At 69.6% G+C, this 24,352-nt stretch carries 23 protein-coding genes; 16 read left to right on the forward strand and 7 right to left on the reverse strand.

Annotated elements, in window-relative coordinates; genetic code table 11:
- The first annotated feature begins 109 nt into the window (after nucleotides 1–109).
- Genes ASV56_RS12280 through ASV56_RS12300 form a run of 5 tightly spaced genes read left to right on the forward strand, consistent with a single transcriptional unit; the run spans nucleotide 110 to nucleotide 7,563 of the window.
- The gene (locus ASV56_RS12280; RefSeq protein WP_062562386.1) at nucleotides 110–2,206 is read left to right on the forward strand and encodes a TonB-dependent siderophore receptor; all 2,097 of its coding nucleotides are present in this window, start codon (nucleotides 110–112) and stop codon (nucleotides 2,204–2,206) included.
- The gene (locus tag ASV56_RS12285) at nucleotides 2,200–3,093 is read left to right on the forward strand and encodes an ABC transporter substrate-binding protein (protein WP_062562387.1); all 894 of its coding nucleotides are present in this window, start codon (nucleotides 2,200–2,202) and stop codon (nucleotides 3,091–3,093) included. Before ASV56_RS12280 ends, ASV56_RS12285 begins: the two co-directional genes overlap by 7 nt.
- Entirely contained in the window at nucleotides 3,090–5,066 is a 1,977-nt protein-coding gene (fhuB, locus tag ASV56_RS12290) for a Fe(3+)-hydroxamate ABC transporter permease FhuB (protein ID WP_062562388.1), read from the forward strand. Before ASV56_RS12285 ends, fhuB begins: the two co-directional genes overlap by 4 nt.
- Complete coding sequence (locus ASV56_RS12295; protein ID WP_062562389.1) at nucleotides 5,063–5,839, forward strand: ABC transporter ATP-binding protein; 777 nt, start codon at nucleotides 5,063–5,065, stop codon at nucleotides 5,837–5,839. Before fhuB ends, ASV56_RS12295 begins: the two co-directional genes overlap by 4 nt.
- Before the next feature lie 23 nt (nucleotides 5,840–5,862).
- Nucleotides 5,863–7,563 (forward strand): ABC transporter ATP-binding protein, encoded by a 1,701-nt coding sequence (locus ASV56_RS12300; protein ID WP_062563298.1) that lies wholly within the window; start codon nucleotides 5,863–5,865, stop codon nucleotides 7,561–7,563.
- A 172-nt stretch (nucleotides 7,564–7,735) separates the two neighbouring features.
- Here the strand turns inward: ASV56_RS12300 and ASV56_RS12305 are convergent, their stop codons facing one another.
- Complete coding sequence (locus ASV56_RS12305; protein ID WP_062563299.1) at nucleotides 7,736–9,781, reverse strand: TonB-dependent receptor domain-containing protein; 2,046 nt, start codon at nucleotides 9,779–9,781, stop codon at nucleotides 7,736–7,738.
- Nucleotides 9,782–9,930: 149 nt separating this feature from the next.
- Here ASV56_RS12305 and ASV56_RS12310 point away from each other — a divergent pair, with 149 nt between their 5' ends.
- Genes ASV56_RS12310 through ASV56_RS12325 form a run of 4 tightly spaced genes read left to right on the forward strand, consistent with a single transcriptional unit; the run spans nucleotide 9,931 to nucleotide 13,683 of the window.
- Complete coding sequence (locus ASV56_RS12310; protein WP_062562390.1) at nucleotides 9,931–10,971, forward strand: hemin-degrading factor; 1,041 nt, start codon at nucleotides 9,931–9,933, stop codon at nucleotides 10,969–10,971.
- Nucleotides 10,968–11,843 (forward strand): heme/hemin ABC transporter substrate-binding protein, encoded by an 876-nt coding sequence (locus tag ASV56_RS12315; RefSeq protein WP_062562391.1) that lies wholly within the window; start codon nucleotides 10,968–10,970, stop codon nucleotides 11,841–11,843. The genes ASV56_RS12310 and ASV56_RS12315 overlap by 4 nt, the downstream gene beginning before the upstream one ends.
- Nucleotides 11,843–12,913, forward strand: a complete 1,071-nt coding sequence (locus tag ASV56_RS12320) for a FecCD family ABC transporter permease (RefSeq protein ID WP_062562392.1) — start codon at nucleotides 11,843–11,845, stop codon at nucleotides 12,911–12,913. The genes ASV56_RS12315 and ASV56_RS12320 overlap by 1 nt, the downstream gene beginning before the upstream one ends.
- Entirely contained in the window at nucleotides 12,910–13,683 is a 774-nt protein-coding gene (locus tag ASV56_RS12325) for a heme ABC transporter ATP-binding protein (RefSeq protein WP_062562393.1), read from the forward strand. Before ASV56_RS12320 ends, ASV56_RS12325 begins: the two co-directional genes overlap by 4 nt.
- Here ASV56_RS12325 and ASV56_RS12330 read toward each other — a convergent pair.
- The 3 genes from ASV56_RS12330 to ASV56_RS12340 all read right to left on the reverse strand — a co-directional run bounded on the left by ASV56_RS12330 (nucleotide 13,680) and on the right by ASV56_RS12340 (nucleotide 15,755).
- Complete coding sequence (locus ASV56_RS12330; protein ID WP_062562394.1) at nucleotides 13,680–14,606, reverse strand: MYG1 family protein; 927 nt, start codon at nucleotides 14,604–14,606, stop codon at nucleotides 13,680–13,682. The genes ASV56_RS12325 and ASV56_RS12330 overlap by 4 nt on opposite strands.
- 93 nt (nucleotides 14,607–14,699) lie before the next feature.
- The gene (locus ASV56_RS12335) at nucleotides 14,700–15,296 is read right to left on the reverse strand and encodes an HNH endonuclease (protein WP_062562395.1); all 597 of its coding nucleotides are present in this window, start codon (nucleotides 15,294–15,296) and stop codon (nucleotides 14,700–14,702) included.
- Nucleotides 15,297–15,434: 138 nt separating this feature from the next.
- A complete protein-coding gene (locus tag ASV56_RS12340; RefSeq protein WP_062562396.1) occupies nucleotides 15,435–15,755 on the reverse strand; it encodes a DMT family transporter in 321 nt (106 codons plus the stop codon).
- A gap of 62 nt (nucleotides 15,756–15,817) precedes the next feature.
- On the opposite strand from ASV56_RS12340, the gene ASV56_RS12345 reads away from it, so the two are divergent.
- Nucleotides 15,818–16,237: a VOC family protein gene (locus tag ASV56_RS12345; protein ID WP_156429153.1), complete on the forward strand. Its 420-nt coding sequence runs from the start codon at nucleotides 15,818–15,820 to the stop codon at nucleotides 16,235–16,237.
- A 193-nt stretch (nucleotides 16,238–16,430) separates the two neighbouring features.
- Here ASV56_RS12345 and ASV56_RS12350 read toward each other — a convergent pair whose 3' ends face one another.
- The 3 genes from ASV56_RS12350 to ASV56_RS12360 are packed head-to-tail and all read right to left on the reverse strand — an operon-like array spanning nucleotide 16,431 to nucleotide 18,355.
- Nucleotides 16,431–17,087 carry an alpha/beta hydrolase gene (locus ASV56_RS12350; RefSeq protein ID WP_062562397.1) on the reverse strand — a complete coding sequence of 219 codons (657 nt, stop codon included), beginning with the start codon at nucleotides 17,085–17,087 and terminating at the stop codon, nucleotides 16,431–16,433.
- A 9-nt stretch (nucleotides 17,088–17,096) separates the two neighbouring features.
- Complete coding sequence (locus ASV56_RS12355) at nucleotides 17,097–17,720, reverse strand: DNA-3-methyladenine glycosylase family protein (protein ID WP_062562398.1); 624 nt, start codon at nucleotides 17,718–17,720, stop codon at nucleotides 17,097–17,099.
- Nucleotides 17,720–18,355 carry a GntR family transcriptional regulator gene (locus ASV56_RS12360; protein WP_062562399.1) on the reverse strand — a complete coding sequence of 212 codons (636 nt, stop codon included), beginning with the start codon at nucleotides 18,353–18,355 and terminating at the stop codon, nucleotides 17,720–17,722. Before ASV56_RS12360 ends, ASV56_RS12355 begins: the two co-directional genes overlap by 1 nt.
- Before the next feature lie 64 nt (nucleotides 18,356–18,419).
- Between ASV56_RS12360 and ASV56_RS12365 the strand changes: the two genes are divergently transcribed.
- From ASV56_RS12365 to purF, 6 genes are all read left to right on the forward strand, one after another.
- Nucleotides 18,420–19,100 carry a pyrimidine 5'-nucleotidase gene (locus ASV56_RS12365; protein WP_062562400.1) on the forward strand — a complete coding sequence of 227 codons (681 nt, stop codon included), beginning with the start codon at nucleotides 18,420–18,422 and terminating at the stop codon, nucleotides 19,098–19,100.
- Nucleotides 19,101–19,137: 37 nt separating this feature from the next.
- Nucleotides 19,138–19,329 (forward strand): hypothetical protein, encoded by a 192-nt coding sequence (locus ASV56_RS12370; RefSeq protein ID WP_062562401.1) that lies wholly within the window; start codon nucleotides 19,138–19,140, stop codon nucleotides 19,327–19,329.
- 16 nt (nucleotides 19,330–19,345) lie between these two features.
- Nucleotides 19,346–20,536, forward strand: coding sequence for a UbiH/UbiF family hydroxylase (locus ASV56_RS12375; protein ID WP_062562402.1), 1,191 nt, complete (start codon nucleotides 19,346–19,348; stop codon nucleotides 20,534–20,536).
- A gap of 129 nt (nucleotides 20,537–20,665) precedes the next feature.
- Nucleotides 20,666–22,030: a DNA repair protein RadA gene (gene radA, locus ASV56_RS12380; protein ID WP_062562403.1), complete on the forward strand. Its 1,365-nt coding sequence runs from the start codon at nucleotides 20,666–20,668 to the stop codon at nucleotides 22,028–22,030.
- Between the two features lie 54 nt (nucleotides 22,031–22,084).
- The gene (locus tag ASV56_RS12385; protein WP_062562404.1) at nucleotides 22,085–22,702 is read left to right on the forward strand and encodes a CvpA family protein; all 618 of its coding nucleotides are present in this window, start codon (nucleotides 22,085–22,087) and stop codon (nucleotides 22,700–22,702) included.
- Nucleotides 22,703–22,835: 133 nt separating this feature from the next.
- Nucleotides 22,836–24,335, forward strand: a complete 1,500-nt coding sequence (gene purF / locus ASV56_RS12390; protein WP_085999874.1) for an amidophosphoribosyltransferase — start codon at nucleotides 22,836–22,838, stop codon at nucleotides 24,333–24,335.
- Nucleotides 24,336–24,352 lie beyond the last annotated feature (17 nt).

Genomic DNA, 24,352 nt, shown 5'->3' on the forward strand with positions numbered 1-24,352 from the left:
CCGGATCCCGTTACCGCAACCGGCTTTCGGTTTGCGGCGCGGCCGGAACTATAGCAAATCTGTCAGGAATCATCCGCGCCCGACGCGCCATCAACCGAGAGGATCGTCCATGACCCGTCCGAACCGCGCGGCGCTGCTTGCCGGAGCCAGCGCCCTGTGCCTGTCGCTGCCCGCGCTGGCGCAAGAGCCCGCCGCCCCCGCGGCCGTGACGCTCGATACCATCACGCTGACCGCGACCACCGACACCTCGGTCCAGGCCGAAGGCTATGTCAGCCCCTACAGCCAGGCCGCGACCAAGTCCGACACGCCGGTGGCCGAGATGCAGCAATCCGTCTCGGTCGTCACCACCCAGCAGATCGAGGACCAGGGCGCGCAGAACCTGGGTCAGGCGCTCGGCTATACCGCCGGGGTCCACGCCGAGCCCTTCGGCAAGGATCCGCGCTTCGACACGCCCTATGTCCGGGGCTTCAAGGCGGAACACGCGCAATATGTGAACGGCCTGCGCCAGGGGCGCTATTTCGGCGCCATCAAGCAGGAACTCTATGGCATGCAGCAGATCGAGGTGCTGCGCGGCCCGTCCTCGTCACTCTATGGCGCGGGCTCGCCGCTGGGCGTCATCAACATGGTGCAGAAACGCGCCCAGGCCTATGACATGGCCGAGGCGGGCATCGGCTATGACAGCAACCACAGCACGCAGCTGTTCTTCGATGTGAACCGCGCGGCAAGCGACACGCTGGCCTGGCGCATCACCGGCATCGGCCGCGACGACAGCACGCAGATCGAAGATCTGACCAACAAGGGCGGCTATCTGGCCGGCGCCCTGCGCTGGACGCCCACCGATGCGACGACCATCGATTTCCTGGCCACTTATACCAACGACGCGCCGATGCCGCCGACGGGCGTGCCTTTCGCGCTGACCGGAACCGGCCATGACGAAGACCTGCGCGAGATCTACACCGGGCAGAAGGACTGGGACGACAGCGACCGCAAGTCCTATAGCTTCGGCGTCGAGTTCAGCCACGAATTCGACAGCGGCTGGACGCTGAGCCAGGGCTTCCGCTACGAAAGCCTCGACTGGAACTATCGCACCACCTATGCGACGGGGGTGACCGGCCCGACGACCTTCGGCCGGGGGTCGAGCGAGCAACTGGAGGACAGTGACACCATCGCCCTCGATACTCGCCTTGCCGGCGAGGTCACGACCGGGCAGATGACGCACAGGCTGCTCTTCGGCGCCGACATGCGCAAATACGACGCCCATGAAAGCAGCCAGTTCTTCACCGCCGCCGATATCGACTGGGCGGATCCCGACTATTATGTCGATGCGCGCACGCCCTATGCCCCGCCGAATGCAGGGCCGTCGCTGCTGCGCCAGGCCGGCGTCTATGCGCAGGACGAGATCGAATACGGCAACTGGCGCGGCTCGCTGGGCCTGCGCTACGACTGGGTCAAGCAGACGGGCGAGCGTTACGGCTCGGTCTCGGAATACAAGGAAAACAAGGTCACCGGCCGCGTGGGCCTCGGCTATCTGATGACGAACGGAGTGATGCCCTATGTCAGCTATTCGACCTCGTTCGACCCGCAGGCCGGGCTGGATATCGACGACAACGTGCTGCGCCCGACCGAGGGCAAGCAATGGGAAGCCGGCGTCAAGTATCAGCCCACGAATTTCGACGGGCTGATCAGCCTGGCGGTCTATGACCTGCGCCAGACCAACGTGAACCGCACGGTCGAGCTGCCCGAAGGTGAAGGGAGCGGCATCCGCCAGATCGGCGAGGTCCGCTCGCGCGGGATCGAGCTCGAGGCCACGGCCGAACTGGCCGAGGGCTGGAAGCTGCGCGGCGCCTATGCCTTCAACAAGACCGAGCAGAAGGCCCCCGCCACCGACCCGCTGAACGGCAAGGAATTGGCCGATGCGCCGCGCCACCTGGCCAGCCTGTGGCTCGACCGCGACTTCGGCATCGGGTTGCGCCTGGGCGGCGGCGTGCGCTACATCGGCTCGCGCTTCATCGACGCGACGAACAGCGCCAAGCTGGACAGCGTGACCCTGGTCGACCTGGGCGGCAGCTATACCTATCGCAACGTCGAGGGCTCGCTCAACATCACCAACCTGACCGACGAGGTCTATGTCGGTGCCTGCGGCTTCTCCTATTGCTCTTATGGCGAGGGCCGGACGATCCAGGCGCGGCTCACCTACAAGTGGTAGCGGCGCGCGACCCGGGCCTCGGCCGGCGCGCCTTTCTTTGCTCCGTCGCCGCGCTCGCGGCGGCGGGGCCTGCGTTTGCGCGGCAGCTCTTGCGCCTCGCCGCCATCGACTGGGCGATGATGGAGACCGCCATCGCGCTGGGACACATGCCCGTCGCGGCCTGCGAGCTGGTGCGCTATCGTCAGGACACCGCCGAGCCGCGGATCCCCGCCTCGGTCACCGACCTGGGCCTGCGCGGGGCGCCGAATTACGAACTCTTGCAGCTGATGCGGCCGGACCTGATCCTCAGCTCGACCTTCTACCCGGCGCATGAGGCGCAGCTCAGCCGCATCGCGCCGGTGCTGTCGCTGCCCTTCTACATCCCGGGCGAGCCGCCGTTGCCCAAGGCGCTGGCGGCGCTCGCGGACCTGGCCGCGCGCATCGGCGACGCGCCGGCGGGCCGCACCGCGCAGGCCGAGGCCGAGGCGCGGCTGGACAGCTTGGCCGCCCGGCTGGCCGGCTTCCGCGACCGGCCGGTGGCGCTGATCAACATCGGCGACGCCCGCCACCTGCGCGCCTTCGGCCATGACAGCATGTTCGGCAATGTGCTGGAACGTCTGGGGCTGCGGAACGCCTGGACCGAGCGCACCGCCTTCAGCTTCCGCGCCCCCCTGCCGCTGGAGCGGCTGGCCGCCATGCCCGAGGCGCGGCTGGTCATCGTCGGCGCGGTCCCGGTCGAGGCCCGCGCCGGGCTCAAGCGCAGCATCCTGTGGCAGGCGCTGCCGCCGGTGGCGCAGGGCCGGCTCTACCGGATCCCCGCGGTCAATGCCTTCGGCGGCACGCCCTCGGCGCTGCATTTCGCCGAACTGCTGGCGCAGGCGTTCGAGACCGGACCCGCCGCGACATGAGCCGCACCGCCCGGATCATCCTGCCCCTTGCCGCCGCGCTGGCACTGGCGCTGTGGCTGGCCGCCGCGCGGCAACTGCTGCCTTGGGCCGACTGGCCGGGCTGGCCGCTCGACCCGCAGGCGATGGATCTGCACCAGATCCTGCTGGGCTTCGGCCTGATGCCGCGCGGTGTGATCGCGCTGGTCGCGGGCGCGGCGCTGGGGCTGTCGGGCGCGATCCTGCAGGCGGTGCTGCGCAATCCGGTGGCCGACCCGACGACGCTGGGCATCTCGGCCGGGGCGCAGCTTGCGCTGGTCCTGGCGACGATCTTCGCCCCCGCGATGCTGGACCAGGGTCGCTGGCCGGTCGCCATGGCGGGCGCGGGCGCAGCCGCCGCGCTGGTCATGGCCATCGGCGCGCGGCGCGCCTTCGCGCCGGTGACCATGGTCATCGCCGGGATGCTGGTCGGCATGACCGCCTCGGCCGTCGCCACGGCGATCACGCTGGCGCGCGGCGAATACCTGCTGTCGCTGGTGATCTGGAACGGCGGCGCGCTGGTGCAGCAGGACTGGGCCGGCACCCGGGCGCTGGCGCTGGTGCTGGTCCTGGGTGCGCTCGGGGCGGCGGCGCTGGCACGCCCGCTGCGGGTCCTGTCGCTGGGCGCCGAGGGCGCGCGCGGCCTGGGGCTGAACATCGCGCTGGTGCGCGGGGCGGCGGTGGCGCTGGCGGTGGCGCTGGCGGGCGCAGTCTCGGCCGAACTGGGGCTGATCGGCTTCGTGGGCCTCGCCGGTCCGGCGCTGGCCCGGACGCTGGGCGCACGCAACATGGCGCAGGTGCTGGCGCTGGCGCCGCTGATCGGGGCGCTGATCCTGTCGGTCTGCGACGGCGTGGTGCTGGCGCTGGCCGGCGCCGGCGGCGAGATGTTCCCGACCGGCGCCGTGACCGGGCTGATCGGCGGGCCGCTGCTGATCTGGCTTCTGCCGCGGCTGCGCGGCTCGACCCCGCCCGGGACCGAGGCGGCCGAGGGTCCGGCGCCGCGCCTTGCCCGCCCCGGCAGGGTGCTGGTCGCGCTGGCGCTGGTGGTCGCGGCCATGGCGCTGCTGCTGGTCTGGATCGGCCGGGTGCCGGGCGGCTGGGCGGTGCTCGACTGGGACAGTTTTCGCGCCTTCCTGCCGTTGCGCCTGCCGCGGCTGGTCGCCGCCGGCGCGGCCGGGGCGGCGCTGGCCATGGCGGGGGCGATCCTGCAGCGGCTGACCGCCAATCCGCTGGCCTCGCCCGAGGTGCTGGGCGTCTCGGGCGGCGCGGCCATCGGCTATGCGGCGACGCTTTTCGCGGTGACGGCACCGGGACAGGGGCCGCTGACGCTGGGCACCATGGCCGGCGCGGCGCTGGCGCTGGCGCTGGTCGCGACCTATGCCCGCCGCCGCGACATGCCGGCCGAGCGCGTGCTGCTGGCCGGCATCGCGGTGTCGGCCATGGCGGCGGCGGTGCTTTCGGCGATCATGGCGACCGGCAGCCCGCAAAGCTGGCAGGTGCTGGCCTGGCTCAGCGGCTCGTCCAGCACGGTCGGCCCGGCGCAGGCGGCGGTGCTGAGCGCCATCGCCGGGGCCGTCGCGGCGGCGGCCTGGCTTGGCCGGCGCTGGCTTGCCACCCTGCCGCTCGGCCCCGAGGTCGCGGCCGGGCTCGGCCTGCCCTTGGTGCGGGCGCGGCTGGCGCTGATCCTGGTCGCGGGGCTGGCCACGGGCGCGGCCAGCGTGCTGGTCGGCCCGCTCAGCTTCACCGGGCTGATGGCGCCGCATCTGGCGCGGCGGCTGGGGCTGGCGCGGGCTTGGGACCATGTGCTGGGCGCGGCGCTGATCGGAGCGCTGCTGATGATCGCCGCCGATTTCGGCGCGCGCATGGCGGGTTTCCCCTATGAACTGCCGCTGGGACTGTTCGCCTCGCTTCTGGGAGCGCCCTGGCTGATCTGGCTGATGATGAGGACAAGACGATGACGGCTGCGCTGTTTTCGATCGAGGGGTTGTCGCTGGACGTTCCGGGCCGGCGGCTGCTGGACGGGCTGACGCTGGCGCTGCCGGCCGGGCAGATGGTGGCGCTGATCGGGCACAACGGCTCGGGCAAGTCGACGCTTTTGAAGGTGCTGGCGCGGCAGGTGGCGGCGACGGCGGGCCGCGTCGCCTTCAACGGCCGCGCGCTGGCCGACTGGCAGGCCCGCGACTATGCCCGGGCGCTGGCCTTTCTGCCCCAGACCACGCCTCCGGCCGAAGGCATGCTGGTGCGCGAACTGGTGGCGCTGGGGCGCTATCCCTGGCATGGCGCGCTGGGGCGTTTCGGCCCCGAGGATCACGCCGCGGTCGAGGCCGCGATGGCCGAATGCGGCGTCGCCGCTTTCGCCGACCGGCTGGTCGATACCCTGTCCGGGGGCGAAAGGCAGCGGGTGTGGCTGGCGATGATGGTGGCGCAGCAGGCGCAGACGCTGCTGCTGGACGAGCCGATCTCGGCCCTCGACATCGCGCATCAGGTCGAGGTGCTTTCCCTCGTGCGCAGAATGTGCCACGCACAGGGCCGCAGCGCGGTGATCGTGCTGCACGAGGTCAACATGACCGCGCGGTTCTGCGATCATGTGGTGGCGCTGAGGGGCGGGCGGCTGGTCATGCAGGGCACGACCGCCGCGCTGATGCGCCCCGAGGTGCTGGCCGAGATCTATGGCCTGCCGATGCAGGTGCTGCGGCGCGAGAATGGCGAGGCCGTCGCCGTTCCCGCCTGAAGAGGGAAGTGGAAGGGATGGCCATGCTGCGCGCGTTCTTCGCCTATTACCGGCCCTGGATGGGGCTTTTCTGGCTGGATTTCGGCTGCGCCGTCGTTTCGGGCCTGCTGGAGCTGGCCTTTCCGCTGGCGATCACCGGCTTCATCGACCACCTGCTGCCGCAGGGCAACTGGACGCTGACCATGGCCGCCGCCGTGGGCCTGCTGCTGCTCTATCTGGTGAATTCGGGGCTGATGGCGGTGGTGGTCTATTGGGGCCACAAGCTGGGCATCAATATCGAGACCGAGATGCGCGCCCGCGCCTTCGACCATCTGACGCGGCTGTCGTGGCGCTGGTACGACCGCGCCCGCACCGGCAAGCTGGTCGCCCGCGTCACCCGCGACCTGGAAGAGATCGGCGAGGTCGCCCATCACGGCCCCGAGGATGCGATCATCGCGATCATGACCTTCGTCGGCGCCTTCGTGCTGATGTTCTGGATCCATCCGCAGCTGGCCTTCATCGTGGCGCTGGTGGTGCCGGCGATGCTGGCGCTGATCGTGATCTATGGCGGCAAGATGACCCAGACCTGGCGCGCGATCTATTCCCGCGTCGGCGATTTCAACGTCCGGCTGGAAGAGGCCCTGGGCGGCGTCCGCGTCGTCCAGGCCTTTGGCAACGAACGCCACGAGAGCGAATTGTTCGCCAGCGACAACCGGAATTACCGCGCGACGAAGCTGGAGGCCTATAAGGTCATGGCCACGGTCTCGGCCCTGCAATACATGGGGCTGCGGCTGGTGCAGGTCGTAGTCATGGTGGTCGGCGCCTGGTTCGTGCTGCGGGGCTCGCTGACGACCGGCGGCTTCGTCGGCTTCCTGGTGCTGGTCGGCGTCTTCTATCGCCCGCTGGAAAAGATCGCCGCGGTGATCGAGACCTATCCGCGCGGCATCGCCGGCTTCCGCCGCTATCAGGAGTTGCTGGCGACCGAGCCCGAGATCGCCGATGCGCCGGGCGCCATCCCGGCGCCGGCGCTGAAGGGCGACATCCGTTTCGAGGGCGTGAGCTTCGCCTATGACGCGACCCGGCCGATCCTGCAGGGGATCGACCTCGACATCCGCGCCGGCGAGACGGTGGCCTTCGTCGGCCCCTCGGGCGCAGGAAAGACCACGCTGCTGGCGCTGCTTCCGCGCTTCTATGAGCCGACCGCCGGGCGGATCACCGTGGACGGGATCGCGCTGGACCGGATGCAGCTGCACAGCCTGCGCCGCCAGATCGGGCTGGTCAGCCAGGACGTGTTCCTGTTCGGCGGCACGTTGCGCGAGAACATCGCCTATGGCCGGCTGGGCGCCACGGATGCCGAGATCCTGGCGGCGGCGCGCCAGGCCCAGCTGGGCCCGATGATCGAGACCCTGCCCGAGGGACTGGACACCGTCGTGGGCGAGCGCGGCGTGATGCTGTCGGGCGGGCAGAAGCAGCGGGTGGCGATCGCGCGGGCGTTTCTGAAGAACCCGCCGATCCTGATCCTGGACGAGGCGACCTCGGCGCTGGACAGCCAGACCGAGCGCGAGATCCAGGCGGCGCTGGATGCGCTGGCCGTCGGGCGCACCACGCTCGTCATCGCGCACCGGCTGGGCACCATCCGCCACGCCGACCGCATCGTCGTGATGGCGGGCGGCCGCATCGTCGAGACCGGGCCGCATGAGGGGCTGATTGCCCGGGGCGGGGTCTATGCCGGGCTGGCGCGCTGACGGCAGCCTTGCGGTTTCGAGTGGGAAACGGTGAAGCGGCAGGCGCATCGCGGGTGGCGGCCTGGCTGAATTGGGTATTTGGGGAGCAAAGAAGCGGCGGGGTTTCGCGCAGAGAAAAGGGAACGGCCAGCCGGGTGGGGCTGGCAGTCGGTCGTTCGGGGCTGGCGGACCCCTAGAAGCTGCGCGAGACCGAGAGCTTGAAGTTGCGGCCGGGCGCCGGGCCGGTGAGCCAGGTCGCGGGCGTATAGTCCCGGTCGGTGACGTTGTCGACGCCCATGTGGACCTCGATGCCTTCGAGCTGGCCGCCCTGCGGTTTCCAGGTCGCGAAGATGTCGTGCACGCCATAGCCCGCGCGGCGATCCCCGTCCGGCTTGTCGCGGCCCGCGGCGAGCGTGCTGCGCAGGCCGATGCGCCAGGCGTCGCTGGCCTGCCAGATCGCCGAAAGCGTCACGCGGTTGTTCGGCAGCGTGTCGAGATCGGCGCCGTCCTGGTCCTCGCCATTCACCACCGAAACCGCGGCGCCCAGTTCCCAGGCCGCGATGGAATAACTGGCCTCGATCTCGCCGCCCCGCAGATAGGCGCGGTCGATGTTGACATAGGCCGGCGTCGGCGCCGGCGCGTTGGTGCGCATGATCATGTCGTCGATATGGTTGCGGAACAGCGTGAGCTTCAGCACCGCCTCGTCGCCGGCAGCGAAAATGCCCGAACCACTATAGGAGATGCCGGCCTCGATGTTCTTGCCCTTCTCGTCCTTGAGGTCGGGCGAAGGCGCGCCGCCCATATAGGTGTCGAACAACTCGTCCGCCGTCGGCATGCGGTTCACCAGCGCGACCGAGCCGAAGACCGACCAGTTGTCGTCCAGCCGATAGATCGCCGCGATCTGCGGTTCGAAGGAATCGGAACTGTAGCGGTCGTCCGTGGCGGTGACGGAACTTTTCGGCTCGATGCGCTGCCTGTCATAGCGCAGGCCGGTGTTCACCGTCAGATCGCCCCAAGTCACCTCGGACAGCGCGAAGGCGGACCAGAACCGGGTAATCCCCTCGGGGTGCGAGGCCGCGGCCACGCGCGAGGAACGGTCCTGCCGCGAAATCTCGGCCCCGGTGGTCAGGTGATGGTCAAAGCCTGCCCCCGAGAGGTCGGCGACGTTCTGCAGCCTGAACTTCCATAGCCGGTAATCGCGCCGACCGAGGAAGCTGTCCATGATCGGCTCGTCCGGGTCGTCGCCCTGCTGCACGTCCTTCATGGTGCTGGTATAGGACAGCGTCGCGGTCAGATCGACATAGCGGTTGTCCTGCGGGTTCCAGCCCCAGATCAGCCGCGCGGTCTGGTCGCGGGTGGTGATGTCGCCCACGCCCCAGGAAAAGCCCGGATAGAACATATCCTTTTGCGACCCGTTGATCTGGTCGAAATCCTGATCCTCGCCCTTGGCCTCGAGATGCTGGTAAGAGAAGGCGACATATTGGTCGCCGAAGGTCTTTTTCGCCTTCAGCAGCAGGTTGGGCGTCCTGGAATTCGCGCGCACCGTGGTGTTGCCGTCGGCGTCCTTGGTGTCGCCCAGCTTGCGCCAGGCGAAGGCGGCCAGGGCCTCGAAATCCTCGGCCGGGCGCCAGCCGAGCGCTATGCTGCCCAGCACGGTGTCCGGGTTCGAGGCATAGCCGAGCTTGGCCTTGCCGCCAAAATTCTTGCCGGGGGCGATCAGGTCGCTGGCCTCGATCGTCTCCATGGCGATCACGCCGCCGAGCGCGCCCGAGCCGTAGAGCGTGGAGGAGCCGGGACCGCGCAGCACCTCGACCTGGCGCAGGAAATCCGGTTCGACGAACAGCGCGCCTTGGCGATAGGATTCGTAGTATTTCTTTTCGCCGTCGATCAGCTGGACGATGCCGGCCTCGGAGGCGGCGGCGCTGGAGGAGCCGAAGCCGCGGATGTTGAAGCCCTGGCCGAAGAAGCTGCCCGAGCCGACGCCGGCGACGCCCGGCACGGTCGAGAGCACCTCGCCGATATGGGTCGCCTCGATGTCGTCGAGCTGCTGGCCGTCCACGACCGAGACGGATTGCGGCACCTCGGAGGCGACCTTGGGCCTGCCGGCGCGCAGCACCAGCTGGTCCAGCACGAAGGTTTGCGGCGCGGCGTCCTGCGCCCAGGTCGGGCCGGCGAGCGTCAGGGTGGTCAGGCAGGTCGAGCCGGCAAGCAGCGCGCCCAGAAACAGGTGGCGTGGCATCATGTCCCCGTGGTCTTGTCAGGAAAGTTACGGCTGGCCACGGGGCTGGCATCTTGCGCTGGGTAAATTAATCCTAGTAAATCTGTCAATGATTCCCTGCCGATCATCCCGGGCGCCGGCCCGGGAGCAATCCAGTGAAAGGCCCGAGCATGAGCCCATATTCCCCCGAAGACCTGCGCCGCCTGGCGGCCGAGGACGCGGGCCGCCCCTTCGACCTGGCCGAGCGCCTGGGCGTGCCCGAAGCGGCGCTGGTCGCGGCCGAGACCGGGCGCGGCACCACCCGCATCGACGCCACGCCCGGCCGGCTGATCCCGATGGTGCAGGCCCTGGGCGAGGTCATGGCCCTGACCCGCAACCGGTCCTGCGTGATCGAGAAGCTCGGCACCTACAACGACTTCCACGACGGCGAACATGCCGCGATGACGGTGGACCACGAGATCGACCTGCGCATGTTCCCGCGCCATTGGCTGCATGGCTTTGCCGTCGAGAAGGCGGGCGATGCCGGCATCCGCCGCTCGATCCAGGTCTTCGACGCGGCCGGCGACGCGATCCACAAGATCCACCTGCGCGAGGGCTCGGACCTGGGCGCCTGGGCCGCGCTGAAGCGGGCGCTGGCGCTGCCGGAGCAGTCCGACAGCATCGAACTGGCCGCGCGCGCGCCGGTCGAGCCGGCCAAGGCCGCGCCCGAGCGGGTCGAGGCGCTGCGCCGCGAGTGGTCCGAGATGACCGACACGCATCAGTTCAACATTCTGATCCGCCGGCTGAAGATGAACCGGCTGGGTGCCTATCGTAGCATCGGCGCGCCCTTCGTGCGGCCGCTTTCGGTCGAGGCGGTGCCGGCGCTGATCGAGCGCGTGCAGGCCGAGGGCTGCGGCGTGATGATGTTCGTCGGCAACCAGGGCTGCATCGAGATCCATTCGGGTCGGTTCGAGACGCTGCGGCCGATGGGGCCCTGGCTGAACGTGATGGACCCGCGCTTCAACCTGCACCTGCGCGGCGACCATGTGGCCGAGGTCTGGGCGGTGGAAAAGCCGACCAAGCGCGGCCCGGCGCTCTCGGTCGAGGCCTTCGACGCCGAGGGGGCGCTGATCTTCCAATGCTTCGGGCTGCGGCCCGAAAAGGGCGGCGACGCAGCGCAATGGGCGGCGCTGGTCGGGGGCCTGCCGGCGCTGGCCGAGGCCGCGGCATGAGGCGGCTGGCGCTGCTCGCGCTGCTGCTAGCCGGGACCGCCCATGCGCAATCCTGGCCCGAGGCCAGGCGCGTGCTGCCGCTGGGCGGTTCGGTCACCGAGATCGTCTATGCCTTGGGTGAACAGGACCGGCTGGTCGGGCGCGACACCACCTCGAACTGGCCGCCCGAGGCGAATGCCCTGCCCGATGTCGGCTATGTGCGGGCGCTGGCGCCGGAGGGGGTGCTGTCGGTCTCGCCCGACCTGATCATCGCCGAGGATGGCGCCGGCCCGCCCGAGGCGGTTTCGGTGCTGAAGGCCGCGGGCGTGCCCTATGTCACGGTGGACGAGAGCTATGACGCCGAGGGGGTGCTGAAAAAGGTCGACGCGGTCGCCGGCGCCCTGGGCGTCGCCGAAAAGGGCCGCGCGCTGCATGAGAAGCTGGCGGCCGACCTGAAGGCGGCGGCAGAACGATCGGCCACCGTCGGCACGCCGAAGAAGGTGCTGTTCGTGCTGTCCCTGCAAGGCGGCCGCGTGATGGCGGGCGGCACCGGCACCGCCGCCGACGGCATCATCCGGCTGGCCGGCGCGGAAAACGCCATGGCGCAGATCCAGGGCTACAAGCCTCTGACCGACGAGGCGGTGATCCAGGCGGCGCCGGACGTGATCCTGATGATGCGGCGCGGCGACGACAAGGCCGATGCAGAGGCCAATGGCGGCAACAGCCACGCGGCGGCCAGGGAGGCGGCGCTGGCCATGCCGGCGCTGGCCCAGACCCCGGCCGGCCGCGACGGCGCGCTGGTGATGATGGACGGGCTGAAACTGCTCGGCTTTGGCCCGCGCACCGGCGAGGCCGCGGTCGAGCTGCACGACCTGATCTATACCGGGTCGTGATGGTGGCCTTGCACCCCGAAGGCGCGCGCATCGAGGGCGACCGCGGCCCGCGCGCCCGCCGGCTGTGCCTGGCGCTGGCGGTGCTGCTGGTGGCGGTGGCGCTGGTCTCGCTGGGCTGGGGCGCTTCGGGCACCTCGCTTACGCGGGCGGTGTCGGACTGGCTGGCCGGGCGCGAGCTGGCGGTGCAGGACCGGGTGGTGCTGATGGACATCCGCCTGCCGCGGGTGCTGATGGGCATGGTCGTCGGCGCCTCGCTCGCGGTCTCGGGCGCGGTGATGCAGGGGCTGTTCCGCAACCCGCTGGCCGATCCGGGCATCGTCGGCGTCAGCGCCGGCGCCTCGCTGGCGGCGATCTGCGCCATCGTGCTGGGCGCGGCACTGCCCGCCGGGATCGCGGCGCTGTTCGGCTGGTATCTGGTGCCGGTCGCGGCCTTTTTCGGCGGCTGGGTCACGACGCTGCTGCTGTACCGCATCGCCACGCGGCGCGGCCGCACCTCGGTCGCGACCATGCTGCTGGCCGGGATCGCGCTCGGGGCGATCATGGGGGCGTTTTCGGGGCTTCTGGTGTTCCGCGCCACCGATGCCGAGCTGCGCGACCTGACCTTCTGGGGCCTGGGCTCGCTGGCCGGGGCGAACTGGCCCAAGCTGATCGCCGGGGCGCCGATCATGATGCTGGCGCTGGTCTTTGCGCCCACGCTGGCGCGCGGCCTGAACGCGCTGGCCCTGGGCGAGGCCGCCGCCGGCCATGTCGGCATCCGCGTGCAGCGGGTCAAGAACCTCGCCATCCTGACCGTCGCCGGCGCCACCGGCGCCGCGGTCGCGGTCTCGGGCGGGATCGGCTTCGTCGGCATCGTGGTGCCGCATCTGTTGCGGCTGATCAGCGGGCCGGACCACCGCTGGCTGCTGGTCAACTCGGCGCTCCTGGGGGCGATCATGCTGCTGGGCGCCGACATGGTCAGCCGCACAGTGGTCGCGCCGGCCGAGCTGCCCATCGGCATCGTCACCGCCATCATGGGCGGGCCGTTCTTCCTGTGGATCCTGTTGCGCAATCGCGGAGTGCTGGACCTGTGAGCCTGATTGCCCGCGACATCAGCGTCAGCCTGGGCCGAAAGCCGGTGCTGCACGGCGTCGACCTGACCGCCCGCGCCGGCGAGGTCACGGCCATCGTCGGCCCGAATGGCTCGGGCAAGACCACGCTGATGCGCTGCCTGACCGGCGAGCTGGCCTGCAAGGGCCGGATCAGCCTGGGTGATCGCGACCTTGCCGCCATGCCGCCCGAGGAACAGGCTCGGCGCCGGGCGGTGCTGCCGCAGGCGGCGGCGCTGTCCTTTCCCTTTACCGTGGCCGAGGTGGTCCGCATCGGGTTGGAAGCGCGCGGCGAGCGGGCCGAGGCGCTGGTCCCGGCCGCGCTGGCTGCGGTGGACCTGCCCGGTTTCTCGGGCCGGCTCTATCAGGAACTGTCGGGTGGCGAGCAACAGCGGGTGCAGTTGGCCCGGGTGCTGGCGCAGGTCTGGCAGCCGGTCGATGAGGCCGGGCCGCGCTGGCTGCTGCTGGACGAGCCGGTCAGCAGCCTCGACATCGCGCATCAGCTGGTGGTGATGCGGCTTGCCGCCGATTACGCCAGGCGCGGCGGCGGCGTGGTCGCGGTGCTGCACGACCTGAACCTGACCGCGCTTTTCGCGCAAAACCTGCTGCTGATGAGCGGCGGGCGCGTGCTGCATCAGGGTCCCGCGGCCGAGGTGCTGACCGACGAGCTGCTGTCGCGGGCCTATGGCTGCCGGCTGCGGGTGAACGCCGTGCCGGACAGCGGCATCTGGGTGCTGCCCCACGCCGCCGCCTAGGGCGCCTCGGCCTCGCGCACGGCGATGCGGGCCATCTCGAGAATGGCCTCGCGCGTCTCGGCCACGGCGATGAAGCGGCCGTTGTGGCAGAAGCGCGCGCCCGGCACGCCCGAGGCGGCTTCCAGCGCCGCATCGGTCAGCCCGGCCCAGGCCTCGGGCAGGTCGGCACGCTGCGCGAAGCCGTCCTCGGCCTTGCGGATCCCGGTCAGCGCCCAGTCGCGCTCGCGCGGGTGGATGACGAACAGCAGGTGATCGGCGCCCGCCTTCTCGATGGCGGCGCGAAACGGCATGCCCTGCGGCAGTTCCAGCACCCGCGCGGTGCCGGCGGCGGCGATGGCGCGCAGCACGACGGCCTCGGCCCGGGCCTTGGCGGCCTTGCGGCGGATGCTGGCCTCGATGAAGGCCTGCGCGATGGCTTGCGCGTCGGCAAAGGCCTGGGTCTCGGCCTGTGGGTCGGGATCGTCAAAGACCGGCTTCAGGCTTTCCAAGAGCATCGGCAGGGTCAGGTCGGCCAGCAGCGGCCCGGCGGTCGAGGGGTCCAGCGCGCCATTGTCCATCAGGTCGATCGGCAGCACGAAGCCCGCGTCGAGATCGGCATGGATCGCCTCGACATCCGGCTCGGGCACCGCCAGGGCACGCAGGTAGCCGCGGCCGAAATGCCGCCAGACCAGCCCGAAGGAGCTGAGCGGCCGGCCATCCTCGCGCAGCGGCGCCGGGCGCTGGTGATGGTCGAAAACCCCGGCCTGCGCGTCATAGGCCCGGCCGACGTCATAGATGAGCCGGTCGGGGGCGGGCGTGATCCAGGCCGCGTCGCGGCTGCGCACCAGCCGGGCGTCCGGGAACAGCCGCGCCAGGATCACCGTCGACAGCAGCTCATCGGCGTGAAAGCCGCCGGAATGGGTCACGAGAAAGGAAATGGTCATGGAATGCGGCCCTTGAAGGTCAGACGCGGCCCGGATGGCGCGCCGCCCGCCCCTTAGCCGAAAAAACCCCGGCGCGGAATGGCCGTCCGCGCGTCACTCGGCCAGCAGTTCCGTGTCCCAGTAAAGATAGTCCATCCAGCTTTCATGCAGGTGGTTCGGCGGAAAGCGCCGGCCGACGGCATGCATTTCCTCGGGGCTGGGCCGGCGCGGCGGCTGGCGCAGCTTCAGCCCCGAATGGCGCAGCGACTTGTTGGCCTTTTTCAGGTTGCAGGGCGAACAGGCCGCCACGACGTTTTCCCAGCTGGTCACCCCCCCGCGCGAGCGCGGGATGACGTGGTCGAAGGTCAGATCGCCCTTGGCGCCGCAATACTGGCAGCAGAATTCGTCCCGCAGAAAAAGATTGAAGCGCGTGAATGCCACGCGCTTCTGGGGTTTGACGAAATCCTTCAGCACCACGACCGAGGGGATGCGTATGCTTTGCCTCTGGCTTCGCACCACCTCGTCATATTCGGCGATGATCTGCACCCTGTCGAGAAACACCGCCTTGATCGCCTCCTGCCAGGGCCAGAGCGACAGGGGGTAATAGCTCAGCGGTCGGAAATCGGCGTTCAGCACCAATGCGGGATGTTGGCGCAGGCTTGAGGGTTCCCGCACGAACTGCGTTCGAAAATCGCCGTGGTCATCCAGCATCGGCACCTCGTTTCGCCTTGCCCGGAACTCGTCGTCTTCTTTGGCCCCGACTATATATCGCGGCGATGGGCTGACAAGTCCCCGAATATATGCCCGGGCATCAATTAAACGCGGGCCGTGACGCGGATATGACAGGGGCTAGTGCGGCGAGGCGATCTTCAACAGCACCAGCCCCGACAGGATCAGCACCGCCGCGACCAGCCGCAGCGGGTCGCTGGATTCGCCCAGCAGGACGATGCCGGCCACGAACGAGCCGACCGCGCCGATGCCGGTCCAGATCACATAGGCCGTGCCCAGCGGCAGCACCTTCATCGACAGCGACAGGAACCAGAAGCTTACCAGCATGGTGCCCAGGGTCACGGCGGTATAGATCGGCCGGCTGAAGCCCTCGGACTGCTTCATGGCATAGGCCCAGACCACCTCCAGCAGCCCCGCAACGATCAGATAGATCCACGCCATGCCGTCCCCTCTTTTCCGCGCCGCTCTGGCCGCCATGGGAAATTACTGGCAAGATGGCGGGCATGATGCAACCGCCTTCCCTGCTCGGCACGCTGGAATCCGCGCTTTACGCCGAGGATCTGGACGCGGCCGCCCGCTTCTGGACCGGGGTGATCGGTCTCCCGGAAATCGCCCGCGTGCCGGGCCGGCATGTGTTCTTTCGCTGCGGCGCGCAGGTGCTGCTGGTGTTCCGGGCCGAGGCCACCCGGCAGCCGCCGAAAGCCGGCGCCCGCCTGCCGGTGCCGCCGCATGGCAGCGACGGCGCGGGGCATTTCTGCATGGCGGCATGCCCCGGCGACCTGGACGCCTGGCGCGCGCATCTGGAAGCGGCGGGGATCGGGATCGAGGCCGATTTCATCTGGCCCCAGGGTGGCCGGTCGCTGTATTTCCGCGACCCGGCCGGGAATTCCATCGAGATCGCCGATCCGGCGATCTGGGACTAGGGCGACGCTCTCAGCGCCGGGCGCGCACGGCCACGCGCTGCGGTTGCGGTGCCAGGAGATGCGAGGCCGCCAGGCCAGCCGGGATCAGGGCAATAGCGGTCATCCAGAACAGGGTCATCGGCTTCTCCTCGTCTTCCTCGATTCGAAGGTAGGGTCTGCGCCCGGTTTCGCAAGTGCGAAATCGCTCAAACCTTCACGACTTGGCAAGCCGCTCTTTCAGGAAGGCCAGCGCCACCGACAACCCGTCGGGCGAGATGCCATGCGGCGTGCCCTTCATGACATGGCCATAGACGGTGAAACCCGCGGCCTGCAGCGCCTCGCCGGCAATCCCCATGCTCTCGAAGGGGACCACCGGATCCTGGTCGCCGTGCAACAGCAGGATCGGCGGCTTGGTCCTGGCCTCGCCCGCCTTCTCGGGCTCCATCAGCCGGCCCGAGAAGCCGACGACGCCGGCAAGCTCCGGCTCGCGCTGCGGCGCCACGGCCAGCGCCATCATCGTGCCCTGCGAAAAGCCGACCAGCGCCAGCCGGTCGGGGCTCACGCCCTCATCTGCCAGCACCTTGTCGAGAAAGGCGTTGATGTCATCGAAGGATTGCGCGGCCGAGGCGCGGGCCTGATCCTCGCTGGAGCCGTCCATCCAGGGGATCGGAAACCACTGATAACCCATGGGATTGTTGACGCAGCGCTCGGGCGCGTTCGGGGCATAGAAGGCGGTCCCGGGCAGATGCGGCGCCAAGGGATCGGCAAGGCCCAGCAGGTCGGCGCCATCGGCGCCATAGCCGTGCAGGAACACCACCACGGAATCGGCCTTTTGCGGCCCCTTGCGTTCGGATTTCAACTCGCGCGGCATGTTTCCCCCTTAGCGGACGCCCTCGCGCCCCTTCGCGACCCGGTAATAGGCCCAGAGCGCGCGGGCCGCAACCGCGCGCCACGGCCGCCAAGGCTCGGCCAAGACGAGCAGCGCCGCCGGGCCGGGGCGTTCCGGCAGGGCGTAGAGCAGCCGCGCCGCCTCGGCCAGGGCAAGGTCGCCGGCGGCGAAGACGTCCGGCCGGCCGAGGGCGAATTTCAGGTAGATCTCGGCGGTCCAGCGGCCGATGCCCGGCAGGGCGGTCAGGCGGGCCACGGCCTCGTCGTCCGGCAGGGCGCGCAGGCCGGGCCAATCCACGCCGGCCGTGGCGATGCCGCGCAGAGTGCGGATCTTGGGCCGCGACAGGCCGGCGGCACGCAGCGCCTCGTCATCGGCGCCCGCGATCGCCGCCTCGCTGTCGAGACCCGCGGCCGCCATCCGGGCCGCGATGGCCGCGGCGGCGGCGGTCGAGATCTGCTGGCCCAGCACCGCATCGCGCAGGGCACCGAAGCCCTCGGGCCAGCGCCGCAGCGGCAGCGGCAGCAGCGCCGGCAATTCCCGCGCCCAGACCGGGCAGACCCGCATCAGATGCGCCGCGCCCTCGTCCAGGTCGGCGGGGCCGCGGATCTCGCGCATCAGATCTGGTCCTCGCCGCTCAGATGCGCCTCCTCCTTGAGCCGGGTCTCGAAAGCCATGGAGATATGGTGCCTAAGCGCCTGTTCCGCAGCACTTTCGTCGCGCCGCCCGATGGAATCGACAATGGCCTGATGCTCCTCCAGCGAGATCGCGTCGCGGCCCTTGGCGGCCAGCGTGGTGCGCGCCATCAGCGCCATGCTGCGATGCACCAAGTCCAGTTGCTGCACCAGATAGCGGTTGTGCGAGGCCAGGTGCAGCTGGTGGTGAAAGCGGCGGTTGGTGCGCGCCAGCTGCTGCGGATCGCCGAGGATCTTGCGGTCGTCCTCGACCATGCCGGCCAGCACGCGGATTTCTTCGGGCGTGGCGTGGCGGGCTGCCAGCCGCGCGGCCAGCGCCTCGAGCTCGGCGCGCACGGTGTAAAGCTCGGCCAGCTGGTTGTGGTCCAAGGTGGCGACGATCAGGCTGCGGCCGTCGCGCTTCAGCATCGACTGGGTCTCCAGCCGCTGCAGCGCCTCGCGCACCGGGGTGCGGGAGACGCCGAAACGCTCGGCCAGTTCGGATTCGACCAGCCGGTCGCCCGGGCGATAGCTGCCGTTGTCGATGGCCGAAAGGATCAGGGAATAGGCGTCTTTCATCCGCGCACGATTCCCCCTTGGCGCGCCGATTGCAAGCGCCATGCCGTGGGTTTAGGCATGGGCCATGGTTTTTCGGCATGTCACCACCTGGATCTTCGATCTGGACCATACGCTTTACGCGCCCGAAGTGCGGCTGTTCGCGCAGATCGAGCGGCGCATGACCGCTTATGTCATGCGCATGCTGGGCGTGGCCGAGGCCGAGGCCAGCCGGTTGCGCGAGCATTACTGGCGCCAGCACGGCACCACGCTGGCCGGGCTGATGGCCGAGCATGGCGTCGAGCCCATGGCCTATCTGCGCGACGTCCACGACATCGACTTCAGCGCGCTCAGCCCCGATCCCGAGCTGGCGGCGCTGATCCGCGCCCTGCCCGGCCGCAAGATCGTGCATACGAACGGCGACACCGCCTATGCCGCCCGCGTGCTGGACCACCGCGGGCTGACCGTCTTCGACGCGATCCACGGCGTCGATACCGTGGATTTCCACCCCAAGCCCGATGCGCGCGCTTATGCCGCAGTCCTGGCGGCGGAGGGGTTCGACCCGGCCGAGGCCGCCATGTTCGAGGACGACGCCCGCAACCTTCTGGTGCCCCACCGGCTGGGAATGCAAACGATTCTGGTCGGTTCTGGTCGGCACGGCCCGGATGCGCTGGCGGCGGATCGCCCGGACGAGCCGCATGTCCGGCACCGCACGCTGGATCTGACCGGCTTCCTGCGGGACTTGTCGCGCGACCGCGTCGCGGTATGATCGTGGCAACCTCCGACATGAATCCAGGAAGCGCGCCATGACCGACAGCCACGCCGACGAACTTGCCGAACGGCGGACCGCCCGATTTCTGTTCAGCTTCGCCCTTGTGCTGGTGCTCGCTTGCGTGGTGGGATTCGCGCTTTGGGGCCTGCCGGCACTGGCGATGATCGGCCTGGCCGCGACCGTGCTGGTCTATGGCATGCTCGCGGCCTACGCGGCCGGATTCTGATACCGAAAGCAGGGCCATGCGCATCGAGGATACCGAAATCCTGGTCTCCGGCGGCGGCATCGCCGGGCTGATCGCGGCGGCGGCCTTCGGCAGCGCCGGCCATGCGGTCACCTGCGTCGATCCCGCCCCGCCGGTGACCGAGGAATCGGCCGAGGGCGCCGACCTGCGCACCACCGCCTTCCTGCATCCCTCGATCGCCGTCCTGTCCGCGGCGGGGCTGTGGGAGCGGCTGGCCCCGCATGCCACGCCCCTGCAGGTCATGCGCATCATCGACGCCGGCGGCAAGCGCGCGCAGGCCCGGCTGACGCGCGACTTCGACGCGGCCGAGATCTCGGACCAGCCCTTCGGCTGGAACCTGCCGAACTGGCTCTTGAAGCGGGAAATCTCGGCCCGGCTGGCCGGGTTGCAGAATGTCCGCGTCCTGTCCGGCACCGGCACGGCGGGCCTGCTGGCCCGCGATACCGAGGCCCTGGCCACGCTGAGCGACGGCAGCCAGCTGCGCGCCCGGCTGGTCATCGGCGCCGACGGCCGCAACTCGGCGGTGCGCCAGGCGCTCGGCATCGGCACGCGCACGCTGCGCTATGGCCAGAAGGCGCTGGCCTTCGCCGTCACCCACGAGCGCCCGCATGAGAATGTCTCGACCGAGATCCACCGCTCGGGCGGCCCCTTCACGCTGGTGCCGCTGCCCGACCGCGACGGCAGGCCCAGCTCGGCCGTGGTCTGGATGGAGCGCGGCACCGAAACCGCCCGGCTGCGCGCCCTGCCCCGCGCGGCGTTCGAGGCCGAGCTGAACCGCCGTTCGGCCGGGGTTCTGGGCCACCTGACCCAGGCCACGCGGCTGACGGAATGGCCGATCATCAGCCAGATCGCCGACCGATTCACCGGCCCGCGCACGGCGCTGATCGCCGAGGCCGCGCATGTCGTCCCGCCCATCGGCGCCCAGGGGCTGAACATGAGCCTCGCCGATATCGCCGCCCTGGTCGCGCTGTCCTCGGACGATCCCGGCAGCGCCCGCTCGCTCGACGCCTATGAGCGCCGCCGCCGCCCCGAGGCGCTGGCCCGGCTGATCGGGATCGACGCGCTGAACCGCGCCAGCATGATCTCGGCCCGTCCCCTGCGCGACCTGCGCGCCGCAGCCCTCGGCGGGCTTTACGCCGTCGCCCCGGTCCGCCGCATCATGATGCGGGCCGGTCTGGGCGTGAACTGATCGGCTTTCTCTGTTTTTCAAATACCCATCTTTTCAACCGAGCCGACGGTCGCAGGGGTATTTTAGAAACAGAGAAAGCCTTTCCGGCGCCCCATGGCATCCGTCGCCGCGATCTGCCACATATCCCGCATGGCCAAACCGATCACCGCCTTCACCTGCACCGCCTGCGGTGCCAGCCACCGGAAATGGTCCGGCAAATGCGACGCCTGCGGCGCCTGGAACACCATCGTCGAGGAGGCTCCGCTCAGCCAGGGGCCGGGGCGCGGCCTCGGCACGCTGAAGGGCAAGAGCATCCCGCTTTCGGGCCTCGACACGCAGGAGGCGCCGCCCGCCCGGGCCGTCTCGGGCATGGCCGAGCTTGACCGCGTGCTGGGCGGCGGGCTGGTGCCGGGCTCGGCCGTGCTGGTCGGGGGCGATCCCGGCATCGGCAAGTCCACCCTGCTGCTGCAGGCCGCCAGCGCCTTTGCCCGTTCGGGGCAGAGCGCGATCTATATCTCGGGCGAGGAGGCGAGCGCCCAGGTCCGCATGCGGGCGCAGCGGCTGGGATTGGGCGATGCGCCGGTGCGGCTGGGCGCCGAAACAGCCTTGCGCGACATCCTGACCACGCTCGACGCCGAGCGGCCCGATGTCGCGGTGATCGATTCGATCCAGACGCTATGGTCGGACCAGATCGAGGCGGCGCCGGGCTCGGTCGGCCAGGTCCGCGCCAGCGCGCATGAACTCGTCACCTTCGCCAAGCGGCGCGGCACCGCCGTGATCCTGGTCGGCCATGTCACCAAGGAGGGCCAGATCGCCGGCCCGCGCGTGGTCGAGCACATGGTCGACACCGTGCTGTATTTCGAGGGCGAGCGCGGCCACCAGTTCCGCATCCTGCGCGCGCACAAGAACCGCTTCGGCCCGGCCGACGAGATCGGCGTCTTCGAGATGACCGGCGGCGGGCTGTCCGAGGTCGCGAACCCCTCGGCGCTGTTTCTGTCGGAGCGTGGCGAGCCCAGCCCAGGCTCGGCGGTCTTCGCCGGCATCGAGGGCACGCGGCCGGTGCTGACCGAGATCCAGGCCCTGGTTGCGCCCTCGACATTGGCGAGTCCCCGCCGAACCGTGGTCGGGCTCGATGGCGGCCGGGTCTCGACGATCCTCGCGGTGCTCGAGGCGCGCTGCGCCATCCCCTTCGCCGGGCTCGACGTTTTCCTGAACGTTGCCGGGGGGATGCGGGTCAACGAGCCCGCCGCAGACCTGGCCATCGCAGCCGCGCTGCTGAGCGCGCGCGAGGATGTCGCCCTGCCCGCGGACACGGTGCTTTTCGGCGAGATCAGCCTGTCGGGCGCGCTGCGGCCGGTCTCCCAGGCGGAAAACAGGTTGAAAGAGGCGCAGAAACTTGGTTTTTCACGGGCGATCCTGCCGTCGGCCACCAAGGTCGAGGGCGTTGCCGGGATGCGGATCGACCGCACCCCGGATCTGACAAGTTTCGTGGGCGAGACATTCGGCGCCGGCTGACGGTGCCGCATCTTTCGCCCCCAAACGCGGGCAATCCCGCGAAAGGGCGTGTAAATGGACGGTTTCACCCTCATCGACGGCATTGTCGCGGCGGTCATCATCCTGTCGGCGATCCTGGCCTATGCGCGCGGCTTCGTGCGCGAATCGCTGGCGATCCTCGGCTGGATCGGCGCGGCGGTGCTGGCCTTCATCTTCGCGCCGACGGTCCGGCCCATGGTGGCGCAGATCCCCGGGCTGAACAAATTCCTGGCCGACAGTTGCGAGCTTGCCACCATCGCCGGCTTTGCCGCGGTCTTCGCCCTGGCGCTGGTGCTGTTCTCGATCATCACGCCGCTGTTCTCCTCGGTGGTGCAGCGCTCGGCGCTCGGCGGGGTCGACCAGGGTATGGGCTTCCTGTTCGGCGTGGCGCGCGGCATCCTCTTGGTCGCCATCGCCTTCATCGTCTATGACCGCGTCATGGCCACGCAGCCGGTCGCCATGGTGGAAAATTCGCGCTCGGCCCAGGTGTTCGAGCGGATGCGCGGCCAGATGGACCAGCAGATCCCGCAGGACGCGCCGAGCTGGGTCGTCAGCCGCTACGAGCAGCTGGTGCGCAGCTGCGGCCCGACCGCCGAGCCGGTCGATGCCGCGACGCCGACGCCGGCTCCGGCCGGTGCTGCGCCGGCGAACTGAGGAAATATGCCGCTTTCGTGACATAAAAAGCGCCCCGTCCTGCCGGCGGGGCGTGACTTCGGCGGCCCGACACCCTAGATTGGCCTCGACCACCCATGCCCAGCCCCCGGAATAGCCCCAAGAGTCGGTGATGATGCAGCCATTCCTTGCCCATCCCTTCGATTCCGACCGCCTGCACGAAGAATGCGGCGTGTTCGGCGTGATCGGAGTCGTGGATGCCGCCAATTTCGTCGCCCTCGGCCTGCACGCGCTGCAGCACCGGGGCCAGGAGGCCGGCGGCATCATCAGCCACGATGCCGAGCAGGGCTTCAACAGCGCCCATCGCTTCGGCTATGTGCGCGACAATTTCACCAAGCAGAGCCTGATGGAGACGCTGCCCGGCGCGCTGGCCATCGGCCATGTGCGCTATTCCACCGCCGGCACCAAGGCGGCGACGGCGATTCGCGACGTGCAGCCGTTTTTCGGCGAATTCGCCATGGGCGGCTGCGCGGTGGCGCATAACGGCAATATCACCAATGCCATGGCGCTGCGGCGCGAACTGATCGAGCGCGGCTCGATCTTTCAGTCCAGCTCGGATTCGGAATGCATCATCCACCTGATGGCACGCTCGATCCAGCGCAACATCCCCGAGCGGATGAAGGACGCGCTGCGCCGGGTCGAGGGTGCCTTCAGCGTCATCGCCATGACCCGCACCAAGCTGATCGGCGTGCGCGACCCCCTGGGCGTGCGGCCGCTGGTGCTGGGCAAGGTCGGCGACGACGGCTTCGTGCTGTCTTCGGAAACCTGCGCGCTCGACATCATCGGCGCCGAGTTCATCCGCGAGATCGAGCCGGGCGAAATGGTGGTAATCTCCAAGGGCGAGGTCGAAAGCTCGCGCCCCTTCGGCCCGTCCAAGGGCCGGTTCTGCATCTTCGAACACGTCTATTTCTCGCGCCCCGATTCGATCATCGGCGGCCGCTCGGTCTATGAGACCCGGCGCCAGATCGGCGTGGAACTGGCGCGCGAGGCCCCGGTCGAGGCCGACCTGGTCTGCCCGGTGCCCGACTCGGGCACCCCCGCCGCCATCGGCTATGCCCATGAAAGCGGCATCCCCTTCGGCATGGGCATCATCCGCAACCAGTACATGGGCCGGACCTTCATCGAGCCGACCGAGCAGATCCGCAACATGGGCGTGCGGCTGAAGCTCAACGTCAACCGGGCGCTGGTCAAGGGCAAGCGCGTGGTGCTGGTCGACGATTCCGTGGTGCGCGGCACGACCTCGCGCAAGATCAAGGACATGATCCTGGACGCCGGCGCGGCCGAGGTGCATTTCCGCATCGCCAGCCCGCCGACCGCCTGGCCCTGCTTCTATGGCGTGGACACCCCCGACCGCGACAAGCTCCTGGCGGCGCAGATGTCCGAGGACGAGATGCGCGACTGGATCGGCGTCGACAGCCTGGCTTTCGTCTCGCTGGACGGGCTCTACCGCGCCGCGGGCGAGGCCAAGGGGCGCGACAAGTCCTGCCCGCAATATTGCGACGCCTGTTTCTCGGGCGACTATCCGGTCGCACCCTTCGACCAGCTCGAGCGCGGCTTCCGCATGAAGCCGAATTCGGAAGGCGCGACCGTCGTGACTGGCCACGCGGCCGAATAGAACCCGCGCAACCATCA

It is taken from the genome of Paracoccus aminovorans (assembly GCF_001546115.1).
Taxonomy (GTDB): domain Bacteria; phylum Pseudomonadota; class Alphaproteobacteria; order Rhodobacterales; family Rhodobacteraceae; genus Paracoccus; species Paracoccus aminovorans_B.